Genomic DNA, 13,175 nt, shown 5'->3' with positions numbered 1-13,175 from the left:
AAGGCGGGCGCCGAACCGTTATTTCAAACCATCGCGCGCCTGGCAGCATGGAACAGCGTGGATACAACCAAGCTGATCGTGGACGTCGACACCGGAATCGACGACTCGCTCGCGCTGTTGTTCCTGCTCGCCAACGCGGAGGCGGAAATACTCGGCATCGCCAGCACCGCCGGGAACGTTCCCGCGCAGCAAGTCGCCGCCAACAACCTCGCGTGGCTGGATCTGTGCCGCTCGCCGGACATCGAGGTAGCGGTCGGTTCACCGGTCCCGCTCGTGATTCCGCTGCGCACGACAGAGGATACGCACGGACCGCAGGGCATCGGCCATGCCGTGCTGCCCAGGTCTGACCGAACGGTCTCGTCCCGCTCGGCGGCGCAACTGTGGGTCGATCTCGCGCGCGAAAACGCCGGTGTCGCTGTGGGATTGGTGACGGGCCCGCTGACCAACCTGGCACTGGCCGTCCGCGCCGAGCCGGAACTGCCATCCCTGCTACGGCGTCTCGTGATCATGGGCGGCGCCTTCAATTACGCGGGCAACACCACGCCTACTACCGAGTGGAACATCTCGGTGGACCCCGAGGCGGCCAAGGTGGTATTCGACGCCTTCGGCGCGGCCGATCGGCGTCCGATCGTGTGCGCGCTGGATCTCACTGAAACCATCGCCATGACACCCGACCATGTGCGACGACTCGCCCAGCGCGCCGGCAGCGCGCCCGAGGAGGCGATAGCCGAGACCGACGCCTCGACCGTCCGATCGCAAGCAAGCAACCCCGTCGTGCGGCACTTCAGCGACGCGGTGCGGTTCTACATGGAGTTTCATCGGGATCACCAGCAAGGATTTATCGCGCACATGCACGATCCGTTCGCCGCGGCGGTCGCGCTGGACCCAGGGTTGGTGCAGACACGGCCGGCGACCGTGGATGTCGAGCTCGCGGGCACACTCACCCGCGGGATGACTGTCGCGGATTGGGCGGGGATGTGGGGGCGCCGCCCCAACGCCGAGATCGCGTGCCGGACCGATCCAGCGGCCTTCTTCGAGATGTTGATAGAACGGGTAGGAGCGTTCGCGGGACGCCTCTACCCGGGTGCGGGTGTCCCGCACAAACACAGGAGGCGACGATGAGCCAGAATCGTGCGCTCATCGGCGCCGACCGGGTGCGGGTGTCCCGCAAAAACACAGGAGGTGACGATGAGCCAGAATCGTGCGCTCATCGGCGCCGACCGGGTGCGGGTGCCCCGCAAAGACACAGGAGGCGACGATGAGCGCAGTCAGTGACGACGCAGGGTCCGTAAGTTCCCTGCTCGCCGACGCGTCCCTGCCTGGCATCGTCGACGTACACACCCACTTCATGCCCGACCGGGTCATGCGGAAGGTATGGGCCTATTTCGACTCGGCCGGACCGTTGATCGGACGCGAGTGGCCCATTCGGTACCGCGCCGACGAGGCTGCGCGCGTGGCGCAGCTGCGGGAGTTCGGTGTTGTCGCATTCAGCTCCCTCGTCTACCCGCACAAGCCGGACATGGCCGCGTGGCTGAACGCCTGGGCGCGCGACTTTGCCGCGCGGACACCGGATTGCCTACCCACCGCGACGTTCTACCCGGAGCCGACCGCCGTCGACTACGTGACGGACGCGCTGGACGCGGGCGCGGTGATCTTCAAGGCGCACATCCAGGTCGGCGACTATCCGCCGGATGATCCCCACCTGGACAAGGTATGGGGGCTGCTAGCCGATGCCTCGGTGCCGACCGTGATCCATTGCGGCTCCGGTCCGACGCCGGGCAGGTTCACCGGTCCCGGGCCGGTGGCGACCGTGCTGGCACGACACCCGCAGCTCCGGCTGATCGTGGCCCACATGGGCACTCCCGAATACCGCGAATTCATCGACTTGGCTACGGAATTCGCGGGTGTCTATCTGGATACCACCATGTCGTTCACCGATTTCTCCGAGGCGACACAACCGTTCCCGCGCGACCTCGTACCGCGACTGCGTGACATCGGCGACCGAATTCTCTTCGGCAGCGATTTCCCCAACATTCCCTACCCGTACGCGCACGCGCTCGAGGCGCTGCGCCGCCTGGACCTCGGTGACGACTGGCTGCGCGCGGTGTGTTGGGACAATCCACAACGGTTACTGCCCATCCGGTTACCCAACGCCAGCTGACTGCGGTCTAATCAATCCGGCACACATTGGAGGTCGAGGATGAAATTGCTCAGCCCGGTCGACACGATGTTCCTGCGGATGGAGTCGCAGCGCACCCCGATGCACATCGGCGCGCTACTGACGTTCACTTTGCCGGACAACGCCGACGATAACTTCGTTCGCGAACTGCACCACACCTTTTCCCAGTTGTCGTTTCTGCCGTTTCCCTTCGACAGCGTCGTCGCCGGCGGCGTGCTGGGACCCGTCGCGCCGGCGTGGCAGCCAGTGCAACCCGATCCGGACTATCACGTGCGTCTGCTCGCGCTGCCCCGGCCAGGTTCGGACCGGGATCTGGGCACTCTGGTGGCGCGGCTGCACTCCAATCCGCTGGACATGAGCAGGCCGCTGTGGGAGGCACACATCATCGAAGGGCTCTCCGGAAATCGCTTCGCGATGTACTTCAAGGCCCATCACTGCGCGGTCGACGGGCTCGGCGCGGTCAACACGATCAAGAAATGGTTGAGCACGAGCCCCACGGAATACATCGCGCCCGACGATTCGCGTGACGAACCCGAAAACCCGGAGACCGGTCTGATCGACGCGCAGACCACTGCGTTGCTGCAACGGGTCGCCAACGGCACGCTGGCTGCCGGTGAACTCGCCCAGCGACTCGTCGGAATGGCCCGCGGCGCAAACAGTTCGGTGCGTTCGGCGTTGCACACCCCACGCGCACCCTTCAATACCGCGCTGACCCAGCAGCGCCGTCTCGCGGTCGCGGTGCTGGAGTTGCCCCGGCTGCGTGCCATCGCCCGCGCGACCGCGACGACCGTCAACGACGTGACGCTCGCGATCTGCGGCGCGGCGGTGCGCCGCTACCTCATCGAGCAGGACGCGCTGCCCGAGCAGAGCCTCACCGCGTCGGTACCGGTCGGCTTCGAGCGCGACGAGGACACGCTCAACGCCGCAACGGGATTCGTGTGCCCACTGGGCACTGACGAGACCGACGTGCTGATGCGGCTGGCCATGATCAACGCGGTAACGTCGCGCGGTAAGAAGGAATTACTTGCCATGTCACCGAACGCGCTTCAGCACCACACACTGCTGGGTTTGCTGCCGCTGGCGGTCGGGCAGCGCACCGGCGCCCTTACCCGCATGCCGCCGCTGTTCAACTTCACAGTGTCCAACGTGGTGCTGTCCAAACAACCGCTGTATCTCAATGGGGCACAGCTGGAACTCATTGTGCCGGTGTCTTTCCTGTGCGATGGCTACGGTCTGAACGTGACCTTGGTCGGCTACACCGACAAGGTGGTCCTGGGTCTGGTCGGCTGCCGCGACACCATCCCGCACCTGCAGAAGTTGGCCGTATACGCGCAGGATGCGTTGGCGGAATTGGAGAAGGCGGCGCTGGGGTAATTGCCTCTCAGTCGCCGTCAAAGGCGTCCAGGATTTGCTGTGCACCAAGTGCAGCGGTGAGTTCGCCGTTGCGCACCTGCGACTCGATGTCGCGACGCACGGCCTTGACCGCGGCATTGTCGGCCAGCCGGCGCAGGAGTTGTTCCTGCACCATCGACCACAGCCAATCGACCTGCTGCCGCCGGCGTTTGTCGTCGAACTCACCGGCGTCGGTCAGGACTTGCTGGTGGCGCAGCACCGTCTCCCAGAACTCGTCCAGGCCATCACCTTTGAGCCCGCTCATGGTGAGGACCGGTGGACGCCACAGTGCGTCGTGCGGATAGATCAGCCGCACCGCGCTGGACAGCTCACGGGCGGCGACGCGAGCGTCGGGCAAATGCTCACCGTCGGCTTTGTTGACGGCGATGACGTCGGCGAGCTCGAGCACGCCCTTCTTGATGCCCTGCAACTGATCTCCGGTGCGGGCCAGGGTGAGGAAGCAGAAGCAATCGACCATGTTGGACACGGCGACCTCGGACTGGCCGACGCCGACTGTCTCCACGAGGATGACGTCATAGCCCGCGGCCTCGAGCAGCACGATCGTCTCCCGCGTCGCCTTGGCCACTCCCCCGAGCGTTCCCGCCGTGGGCGACGGGCGGATGAAGGCGTCGCGGTGCACGGCGAGACGAGCCATCCGCGTCTTGTCGCCCAGGATCGAGCCGCCGGTCCGCGTCGATGACGGATCGACGGCCAACACGGCCACTCGATGTCCCTGCTCGATCAAGTGGATTCCGAAGGCGTCGATGAACGTCGACTTGCCCACACCGGGAACACCGGTGATGCCGATGCGATGGGACGCCCCCGAGTCCGGGAGCAGTTCGAGCAGCAGTTCCTGGGCGCGGGCGCGGTGATCGGCACGGGTCGATTCGACCAGTGTGATCGCACGCGCCAGCGCGGCCCGCTCGTTGTTGCGCACCGCCTTGGCAAGTTCGGCGATGTCGACGTGCCCGCTCGATGAGCTAGTCATTTTCCACACCGATCGGGCCAATTTGCGTGGAAAACGACTAATTCGGTGAACCTAGGCGACAACTACGCCTCGCCCAGGTTGTAGCCCAACTGGTCGGCGAGCTTGTGCAGCAGCCCCATCGCGGCCTCGGCGATGACTGTGCCCGGCGGGAAAATCGCCGCCGCACCGGCCTGATAGAGCTCATCGAAATCGCCGGGCGGGATGACGCCGCCGACGATCACCATGATGTCCGGTCGGCCCACGTCTGCCAGCGCCTGACGCAACGCCGGCACCAGCGTCAGGTGACCGGCAGCTAGCGACGAAACCCCGACCACGTGGACGTCGTTGTCGGCGGCCTGATGGGCCACCTCCTCCGGCGTCTGGAACAGCGGGCCGACGTCGACGTCGAAGCCGATGTCGGCGAAGGCGGTGGCAATCACCTTCTGGCCGCGGTCGTGGCCGTCCTGGCCCATCTTGGCGACCAGGATGCGCGGTCGACGCCCATCCTGCTCGGCGAAGCGCTCGACGAGTTCGGTTGCGCTACTGATATTCCCCTGCTTTCCGGCCTCATCGCGATACACGCCGCTGATCGTGCGGATCTCAGCCTGGTGCCGCCCGTACACCTTCTCGAGGGCGTCGGAAATTTCCCCGACCGTGGCCTTGGCCCGAGCCGCGTCGATCGCCAACGCGAGCAGGTTCGTCTCCATGCTGCGCTCACCCGACTCCGCCGCCCGGGTAAGCGCGTCGAGCGCGGCCTGCACGGCGTGCGGATCCCGTTCGGCGCGCAGCCGCTGCAACTTGTCGAGCTGCTCGGCACGAACCTTGGAGTTCTCGACCTTGAGCACCTCGATGGCATCGAGTTCGTCCGGCACGTACTTGTTTACGCCGACCAGCGGCTGTCGGCCGGAATCGATGCGGGCCTGGGTGCGCGCGGCGGCTTCCTCGATACGCAGCTTCGGAATGCCGTCGTCGATCGCCTGCGCCATCCCGCCGTGCTGCTCTACCTCGGCGATGTGCTTACGTGCGCGTTCGGCCAACTGGTGGGTGAGCCATTCGACGTAATAGGAACCGCCCCACGGGTCTATCGGGCGGGTGGTGCCGGACTCCTGCTGGAGCAACAGCTGGGTGTTGCGTGCGATGCGCGCGGAGAAGTCGGTGGGCAGCGCCAGCGCCTCGTCGAGGGCATTGGTGTGCAGCGACTGGGTGTGGCCCTGGGTCGCGGCCATGGCCTCGACGCAGGTGCGCGCGACATTGTTGAAGACGTCCTGGGCGGTCAGCGACCAGCCCGACGTCTGCGAATGCGTCCGCAGCGACAGCGATTTCGAGTTCTTCGGCTCGAACTGGGCGACCAACTCGCTCCACAGCAGCCGCGCCGCACGCAGCTTGGCGACCTCCATGAAGAAGTTCATCCCGATGCCCCAGAAGAACGACAACCGCGGGGCGAACGCGTCGATGTCCATGCCGGCGGCCAGTCCCGCGCGGATGTACTCCACGCCGTCGGCGAGGGTGTAGGCGAGTTCCAGGTCGGCCGTCGCGCCGGCTTCCTGAATGTGATAGCCGGAGATGGAGATCGAGTTGAACTTCGGCATTTTCGCGCTGGTGTAGGCGAAGATGTCGGAGATGATCCGCATGGAGGGCTTCGGCGGATAGATGTAGGTGTTGCGGACCATGAACTCCTTGAGAATGTCGTTCTGAATGGTCCCGGCCAACTGCTCCGGCGGCACGCCCTGCTCTTCGGCAGCAACGACATACAGCGCCAGAATCGGTAGCACGGCGCCGTTCATCGTCATCGACACGCTCACCTTGCCGAGCGGGATGTGATCGAACAGCTGGCGCATGTCCAGGATGGAATCGATTGCCACGCCGGCCATTCCGACATCGCCCTGCACCCGCGGGTGGTCCGAATCGTACCCGCGGTGGGTGGCCAGGTCGAACGCCACCGACAGGCCCTTCTGACCGGCGGCGAGGTTGCGACGGTAGAAGGCATTCGAGTCGGCGGCCGTGGAGAAACCGGCGTACTGGCGGATGGTCCACGGCTGATTGACGTACATCGTCGGGTACGGCCCGCGCAGGAACGGCACCGCACCCGGGAAACTGTCCACCGGATAGCCGGCGGCGGCGGCCTCGTCGCGGTCCGCCTTCGTGTAGACGGGTTTGACGTCGATGCCTTCCGGCGTCGACCACACCACCTGATCGGCGGTGTAACCGTTTGCCGCAGCGCCCTTTTCGATGAAGTCGCGAACGTTCTCGGCGGTCGGCGCAGTGGGCGGCTGTGAACTGCGATCCGTCAGCGGGACGTCGGCAAAGCTGCCGATCGTGTGCTTGATGTCGCGGGTGGTCATTTCGCCCCCAGGTAGTCGAGCAGCTCGGACAGGGCCGCGACCGCATCGATGCGTGCGGTGAGAAAGCCGTCGGGACGGTCGGTTCCGGTGGCCTGCGCAAAGACCTTCTCCGGTCCGGCGACCAGAACCCGGTCGATGCCGGCCGAGCGCAACGCCTGCACGGCCTCCGGTCCATCCGTGGTGTAGCGCGGATCGCTGCCGCACAACACGGCCGTCGTGGCGCCGACCTCGCGAACCACGTCGCCGATCGTCGTGGGATCGAATATCCCGGCGTTGTGATGCTCGATTCCGCCAGAGGCCAACAGATTCACCGCAAACGTCGCGCGGACGTTGTGTTCGGCGACCGGACCCAACGGCACCAGCAGGATCTTCGGTCGAGCACCGGTCGCGGACAGGTGCGCGTCCGAGCGGTCCCGTAACGCCTCGAATGCCGCCGCATAGCGCGCGACGCCGGGCAGCGCGGTACCGGCCGCGAGGGGCTTCTCACCGATATTGGGAAACTCGTTGACCCCCGTGACCGCCGTTTTGCGGTGCGCGACGTCGGATTCGCGCTGCCGCCGTGTCGCGGCGATGCGTTCGGCAATCAGGCCCGATTCGAGTGCGACGGTATAGCCGCCGGACGCCTCGATCTCTTGCACGAACTGCCACGCCGACTCGGCCAGATCGGCCGTGAGGGTTTCCACATGCCAGGAACCGGCGCCCGGATCGACCACGCGACCGAGGTGGGACTCCTCCAGCAACAGCAGTTGTGTGTTGCGCGCAATTCGGGCGGCGAAGGTCGGTGACGTCTCGCGGGCCTCGGCGGGCAACGCTGCGTCGAACGGCAGGACGGTGATGACGTCGGCTCCGCCGATGCCGGCGCCGAACGCCGCCAGGGTGGTGCGCAGCATGTTGACCCACGGATCGCGCTGGGTCATCATCGCCGCCGACGTGACCGCGTGCTGGGGCGCATCGCCGAACTCCGAGGCACCGCATACCTGGGCCACCCGCGCCCACAATTGCCGAGCCGCCCGGAACTTCGCGATGGTCAAGAACTGGTCATCGGTCGCGGCAAAGCGGAACTCGATTTGGCGCATCGCCGCAGAGATCGACAGCCCACTGTCGGTCAGTGCCCGCAGGTAGTCCAGGCCCGCCGCGACCGCTGCTCCCAGTTCCTGGGCGTCGGCCGCGCCCGCGTTGTGGAACACGGTCGCATCGACGGTGAACGTGCGGACGGTTTCCATCCGCTCGACCGCCGCGGCCGCCAACTCGACGGCCGCGGCCAGGTCGATATCAGGCGCGGCGGCGAAGGCACTGGTCAGCGGGGACGCTCCCAAAGCCACCACGATGTCGGCACGGTTACCCACCCCGTCAGCGCCGGCGCGATGATCGAGTAACGAAAAAAGTTCGCGGGCAGCCGCCTCGGTCGCCGGTCCGGCTTCCACGGTGAGCGGCGCCAGGTCGAGCAGCACCCCGTCCAGCACCCGCGGCAGATCCGCCACACCGATACCGTCGCCGACGCGCAGCCAGATTGCGCTGACGCCATTGTTGAGGGCATCGAGGACTGCGCGATTCACTGCGGCCGGGTCGTCGCCGTCGAATCGCGCGCTGACGAGCCAGCCGCGATTCACATCCCGATGCGGGTCGCGCCCCCGCACAAAGGGGAACTCGCCCGGCAGCGCCGGCTCGGGCAGCTCGTCCAAGGCCGTATAGAGCGGTGCGATGGTGACACCGTCGTACGTGGTGGACGCGAGGAGGCTTTCCGGATCGGCGGGAAGTTCGCTCGGGTCTACTTTGCGGGCCTTGGCCAGCACGCCGGCAACAGCGCGTTGCCACGCGGCGTGGGCAGCAGGCAATTCATCAGACACGTGCTGATGCTAACTGTCATCCACGACACGATTTTTCCTGGCCAGGGGTACTGGCGAGTAACCTGGGTCCTCGTGCGCCAACGACTTCGCGATCCACGGCTGCTGTTCGTGATCGTCGGAGTTGTTGCCCTCTTCGTTGCGGCGGTTTTCATTCCGCTGCCCAGTGTCGAGCAAGTCAGATCCTGGGCACAGTCGGTCGGTCCGGCATTTCCGCTGCTCTTCTTCGTTGCGCACGCGCTCATCACCGTGGCGCCGTTCCCCCGGACAGCCTTCACGTTCACCGCGGGCGTCCTCTTCGGACCGCTGCTGGGAATCACGATCGCGGTCTCGGCGACGACGATCAGCGCAGTACTGGCGCTCTGGCTGGTGCGCGCGATAGGTCGGGAAGCGGTCGCCGCCAGGCTGACCCATCCAGCCGTGCAGGCCATCGACACCCGCCTGGCGCGACGCGGCTGGCTCGCCGTCGGATCCCTGCGGCTCATCGCTGCGGTGCCTTTTTCGCTGATCAACTACTGCTGCGGCGTATCCGCCGTACGGGCAGTGCCGTTCGTGCTGGCCACGATCGTGGGCGTGATTCCGGGAACCATCGGCGTCGTCGTCCTCGGTGACGCACTTTCGGGAGGCACCAACCCGGCGCTGTTGGCGCTGTCGGCCATCTGCATCGCCGTCGGCGTCGCCGGACTGGCAATCGATGCCAAGCTGGGTGACGGCGGACTCGTTGCGGGAGTCGATCCGGTCGAGGCCGACAGTCGTCTGACACACGATCAGACAAGTCATCAGCCTTGAATGTAGCTAGTCAAGTCTTATGCCTTGATTTACTTGGGTAAAGCTAATAGGCTCGACACTATGTTCGTGCTGACCGTCGACCAGCGAAGCAGCAGACGCAACGCCGATCTGGTGCCGGAACTTTTGGCCGACCTCGCCGGAAAACCCATGCTGCGGGCGTTCGAACGCACCGCCGGGGACGAGGTGCAGGGCGTCACCGACAATCCCGCCACCGCAGTCGATGTCGCGCTCGACCTGGTGCGCCGCGGCAACTGGCGGGTGGGAATCGGGGTGGGCCCGGTCGAAACGCCGCTGCCGCCGGTCACCCGTGCCGGCCGTGGCCCGGCGTTCGAAGCCGCCCGCGCCGCGGTGACCCGCGCGAAAAACTCACCGACCGGCTTGGCGGTCGAGGGCGTCAACTCCCCCGCTGTCGCCGACGCCGAAGCGGCCTTGAACCTGCTCGCCGAGTTGCTCGGCCGACGAACCGAGCAGGGACACGCCGCGGTGGCGCAGATGCGCGCCGGACGAAATCAGTCGGAGGCTGCCGCTAATCTCGGCATCACCAAACAGGCCATGTCGCAACGGCTCGCCGCCGCCGGCTGGCATGTGGAGAACCCCGGGCGCACGCTCGCCGCACGACTACTGAGTGAGGCAGATACCGAATGACGATCGCGGTGCTGATACTGCTCGGCGTCGCCGCCGTCGCACCAATGGTGTTAAGTCTGCGGCTGTTTCCCGCATGGCTCGCGCCGGCCAGCGGTATTGCCGCCATCGCGGCCGCGGCGATTGTCGGCACCCAGGTGCCGAAGGTGCACGGTTTCGCGTTGGGCGCACTGCTGCTGCTTGTGGTTGCCGCGGCGGCGCTCGGCGGTATCCCCATGGCACCCAGTGCATTTCGAATCGCGCGCTGGCAGCCGGACGCGGGCGAGGTCGGCACCGCGGCCGGCCCGCTGCACGGGGGTCGCATCATCGGAATCCTCGAGCGCGCAGCTGTCGCAGCAACCGTCCTCGCCGGCTGGCCGGAAGGCATGGCCATCGTGCTGGCCGTAAAGGGACTGGCCCGCTACCCGGAGTTGCGCGCGCCGCACGCGTCGGAGCAGTTCATCATCGGCACCTTCACCAGCGTCCTGTGGGCATTGTGCGCGGCGGGGATTGGACGCGGACTGCTGACCTGACGACTACTGCGGCGGCTGCCACGGCTGCGGTGGATTGTGGTGAAGGTGCTCGTAGGGAGCCTCAACCGGCTGCCGGGCCACCGCCTCCGCCGCCCGCACCGCCTGCTCGATGGCCGGGTCCGTCTTGGTTTCGAACCAATCCGCCACCTCGTCCGAATCATCCTCGGGCCGTGGCAGATCGGCACCATCGCCGTTCGACTCATACCGGAAGACGCCGTCCTCACCGGCAGTGGCGAACTGCTTGGCAAAGCCCTGCAAGGCCTGCCCGAAGTCGCTCGGCACAATCCAGATCTTGTTGGCGTCGCCCTGGGCCATCTGCGGCAGTGTCTGCAGATACTGATACGCCAACAGCTCGGGCGTGGGCTTACCGGATTTGATTGCGGCGAAAACCTTTTCGATCGCCTTCGCCTGCCCCTGGGCCTGCAGGTACTTGGCCGCCCGTTCACCCTGGGCCCGCAAAATCCTGGATTGCCGTTCACCCTCGGCCGAAAGGATCGCGGCTTGCTTGGCACCCTCGGCAGCCAGGATCTGGCTCTGTTTGGCGCCCTCGGCGGTCTTGATGGACGATTCGCGCTGACCCTCCGCGGTCAGGATCATGGCGCGCTTTTCGCGGTCGGCCTTCATCTGCTTTTCCATCGACTCCTGGATGGACGGCGGCGGGTCGATGCTCTTGAGCTCCACCCGAGCCACCCGCAATCCCCACCGCCCGGTCGCCTCATCGAGCACGCCGCGCAACTGGCCGTTGATGGCGTCCCGGGAGGTCAACGTGTCCTCCAGAGTCATGCCGCCAACCACGTTTCGCAGCGTTGTCACCGTCAATTGCTCAACCGCCGCAATGTAGTTGCTGATTTCGTAGACCGCAGCCTGCGGATTGGTCACCTGGAAGTACACGACCGTGTCGATGTGCAATGTCAGGTTGTCCTGGGTGATCACGGGCTGCGGCGCAAACGACACGACACGTTCGCGGAGGTCGACCTTGGCACGGATCCGATCGACGAACGGCACCAGGAACGTCAACTGGCCGGAAACCGTCTTCGAATACCGGCCGAGGCGCTCGATCACCGCTGCCTCAGCCTGCGGAATCAAGGCGATTGCCTTGAACACCACGATCGCGATGAACACGACGATCACGATCAACACAATGAGCGCAGCCACTACGGCCCCTTCCAGACAACGGCGGTAGCGCCGTCGATTTTCATCACCGTCACGGTCGTTCCGGGCGGATAGACCTCGGTGGCGTCGAGTGGACGCGCGGTCCATACGTCGCCGTCGAGTTTGACGCGACCGGCATGCTCGGCGACCTCTTCGAGTACCAGCGCCTGCTTGCCGGGCAACGCCGCGACATTGGTCGGCGTGTGCGGCGGTGCGGCAAAGCGCCGCAACAACATTGGGCGTACGCCGAGCACCAGTGCCACGGAAACCACGGCGAACACAATGGCGTCGACCCATACGGCCGCATCCGTGATCCCGCTGAAACCGGCGGTCGCGAGTGCCCCGCCGGCCAGCATCAGCAGGAAGAAATCACCGGTGAGCGCCTCGGCAGCGGCCAGCAGCACACCGGCTACCAGCCAGATCAGCGCAACCACAGCGCATCTCCACGCATCACAGGTGTCACTGTAGTCAGCATTCGCCGGAACTGCAGCGCGAGTGAACCCGACTAATCGGGCGCACTCGTGATCAGCTAATCGGGAGCCGTCACGAAGTCGACGAGCCGCTCCACCGCGCCAATCAACGGCGCCTCGAGGTCCTTGTACGAGTTGACCGCCGCATAGACGCGCCGCCAGCCGTCCTGGGGACTTCCCCACCCGAGTCTGCGGCAGACGCCCGTCTTCCAGTCCTCGCCCCGCGGCACGTGCGGCCACTCGTTGATACCAACGGCCTTGGGCCGTACCGCCTCCCAGACATCGATAAAGGGATGGCCGGTCACCATGACGTACGGCCCCAGCCCGGTGGTCAGGTGCGATTCCTTCGAACCGGTCACCAAGTGATCGACCAGCACCCCGACCTTCTGCCCCGGCCCGGGGTTGAACTCGGTCAGCCGCTGCGCCAAGTTGTCGAGACCTTCCAGGTGTTCCACGACAACGCCTTCCACGCGCAGGTCATGGCCCCAGACCCGCTCCACGATGGCGGCGTCGTGAATTCCTTCCACCCAGATCCGGCTCGGCAGCGCGACCCGGGCACGCAGATTGTCGACCCTGGTCGATCCCGACGCGGATCGGGTGACCTGCTTGGCTGGCACAGCCTTGGGCCGCACCAGGGTGACCGGCTTGCCATCGAGCAGGAATGCGGCCGGGCGCATCGCGAACAACCGAGTCTTGCCGCGGCGGTCCTCGAGCCTGACGAAATCGCCGTCATAGGTGCGATCGAAGCCCACCACAGCCCCGCAGAAACCGGTCGCGGCGTCCTCGACCACCAAATCACGCTCGGCCGCGACCTCTGGCGGCGGTGTCTTCTTGCGCCGCTGATGTCCGGCATAAATGTCGCCATATCGCACAGTCACGGCCGACC

General features: G+C 66.0%; 12 protein-coding genes. 6 read left to right on the top strand and 6 right to left on the bottom strand.

The window, feature by feature from the left end; all coding sequences use genetic code 11:
* The first annotated feature begins 57 nt into the window (after window positions 1-57).
* From FOS14_RS18545 to FOS14_RS18535, 3 genes are all read left to right on the top strand, one after another.
* On the top strand, window positions 58-1,122 hold the full coding sequence (locus FOS14_RS18545; RefSeq protein WP_143772299.1) for a nucleoside hydrolase: 1,065 nt from the start codon (window positions 58-60) through the stop codon (window positions 1,120-1,122).
* 136 nt (window positions 1,123-1,258) lie between these two features.
* Window positions 1,259-2,161: an amidohydrolase family protein gene (locus FOS14_RS18540; RefSeq protein ID WP_143772298.1), complete on the top strand. Its 903-nt coding sequence runs from the start codon at window positions 1,259-1,261 to the stop codon at window positions 2,159-2,161.
* Window positions 2,162-2,200: 39 nt separating this feature from the next.
* The gene (locus FOS14_RS18535; RefSeq protein ID WP_143772297.1) at window positions 2,201-3,553 is read left to right on the top strand and encodes a wax ester/triacylglycerol synthase family O-acyltransferase; all 1,353 of its coding nucleotides are present in this window, start codon (window positions 2,201-2,203) and stop codon (window positions 3,551-3,553) included.
* 7 nt (window positions 3,554-3,560) lie between these two features.
* Here FOS14_RS18535 and meaB read toward each other — a convergent pair whose 3' ends face one another.
* The 3 genes from meaB to mutA all read right to left on the bottom strand — a co-directional run bounded on the left by meaB (window position 3,561) and on the right by mutA (window position 8,727).
* The gene (meaB, locus tag FOS14_RS18530; RefSeq protein WP_143772296.1) at window positions 3,561-4,559 is read right to left on the bottom strand and encodes a methylmalonyl Co-A mutase-associated GTPase MeaB; all 999 of its coding nucleotides are present in this window, start codon (window positions 4,557-4,559) and stop codon (window positions 3,561-3,563) included.
* Window positions 4,560-4,621: 62 nt separating this feature from the next.
* Window positions 4,622-6,880, bottom strand: a complete 2,259-nt coding sequence (gene scpA, locus FOS14_RS18525) for a methylmalonyl-CoA mutase (RefSeq protein ID WP_143772295.1) — start codon at window positions 6,878-6,880, stop codon at window positions 4,622-4,624.
* Window positions 6,877-8,727 carry a methylmalonyl-CoA mutase small subunit gene (gene mutA / locus FOS14_RS18520; protein WP_255450450.1) on the bottom strand — a complete coding sequence of 617 codons (1,851 nt, stop codon included), beginning with the start codon at window positions 8,725-8,727 and terminating at the stop codon, window positions 6,877-6,879. Before mutA ends, scpA begins: the two co-directional genes overlap by 4 nt.
* A 72-nt stretch (window positions 8,728-8,799) precedes the next feature.
* On the opposite strand from mutA, the gene FOS14_RS18515 reads away from it, so the two are divergent.
* Genes FOS14_RS18515 through FOS14_RS18505 form a run of 3 tightly spaced genes read left to right on the top strand, consistent with a single transcriptional unit; the run spans window position 8,800 to window position 10,667 of the window.
* Window positions 8,800-9,513, top strand: coding sequence for a TVP38/TMEM64 family protein (locus tag FOS14_RS18515; RefSeq protein WP_255450449.1), 714 nt, complete (start codon window positions 8,800-8,802; stop codon window positions 9,511-9,513).
* Window positions 9,514-9,573: 60 nt separating this feature from the next.
* A complete protein-coding gene (locus FOS14_RS18510) occupies window positions 9,574-10,158 on the top strand; it encodes a hypothetical protein (protein WP_143772294.1) in 585 nt (194 codons plus the stop codon).
* A complete protein-coding gene (locus FOS14_RS18505) occupies window positions 10,155-10,667 on the top strand; it encodes a hypothetical protein (RefSeq protein WP_143772293.1) in 513 nt (170 codons plus the stop codon). The genes FOS14_RS18510 and FOS14_RS18505 overlap by 4 nt, the downstream gene beginning before the upstream one ends.
* Window positions 10,668-10,670: 3 nt before the next feature.
* On the opposite strand, the gene FOS14_RS18500 is transcribed toward FOS14_RS18505, so the two are convergent.
* The 3 genes from FOS14_RS18500 to FOS14_RS18490 all read right to left on the bottom strand — a co-directional run bounded on the left by FOS14_RS18500 (window position 10,671) and on the right by FOS14_RS18490 (window position 13,167).
* Complete coding sequence (locus tag FOS14_RS18500) at window positions 10,671-11,822, bottom strand: SPFH domain-containing protein (protein WP_143772292.1); 1,152 nt, start codon at window positions 11,820-11,822, stop codon at window positions 10,671-10,673.
* A complete protein-coding gene (locus FOS14_RS18495) occupies window positions 11,822-12,253 on the bottom strand; it encodes an NfeD family protein (protein WP_143772291.1) in 432 nt (143 codons plus the stop codon). Before FOS14_RS18495 ends, FOS14_RS18500 begins: the two co-directional genes overlap by 1 nt.
* Before the next feature lie 95 nt (window positions 12,254-12,348).
* Window positions 12,349-13,167: a DUF3097 domain-containing protein gene (locus FOS14_RS18490; protein ID WP_143772290.1), complete on the bottom strand. Its 819-nt coding sequence runs from the start codon at window positions 13,165-13,167 to the stop codon at window positions 12,349-12,351.
* Between the last annotated feature and the right edge of the window lie 8 nt (window positions 13,168-13,175).

It is taken from the genome of Skermania sp. ID1734, assembly GCF_007489285.1.
Taxonomy (GTDB): domain Bacteria; phylum Actinomycetota; class Actinomycetes; order Mycobacteriales; family Mycobacteriaceae; genus ID1734.
Note: the sequence above shows the minus strand (reverse complement) of the source record. Positions and strands in the feature narration are given on the sequence as shown.

What these genes read in the sequence shown, in the direction of transcription:
- FOS14_RS18540 (WP_143772298.1), top strand. Translation starts at nt 1,259, where the DNA reads ATGAGCGCAGTCAGTGACGACGCAGGGTCCGTAAGTTCCCTGCTCGCC.
- FOS14_RS18535 (WP_143772297.1), top strand. Translation starts at nt 2,201, where the DNA reads ATGAAATTGCTCAGCCCGGTCGACACGATGTTCCTGCGGATGGAGTCG.
- meaB (WP_143772296.1), bottom strand. Translation starts at nt 4,559, where the DNA reads ATGACTAGCTCATCGAGCGGGCACGTCGACATCGCCGAACTTGCCAAG.
- scpA (WP_143772295.1), bottom strand. Translation starts at nt 6,880, where the DNA reads ATGACCACCCGCGACATCAAGCACACGATCGGCAGCTTTGCCGACGTC.
- FOS14_RS18510 (WP_143772294.1), top strand. Translation starts at nt 9,574, where the DNA reads ATGTTCGTGCTGACCGTCGACCAGCGAAGCAGCAGACGCAACGCCGAT.
- FOS14_RS18505 (WP_143772293.1), top strand. Translation starts at nt 10,155, where the DNA reads ATGACGATCGCGGTGCTGATACTGCTCGGCGTCGCCGCCGTCGCACCA.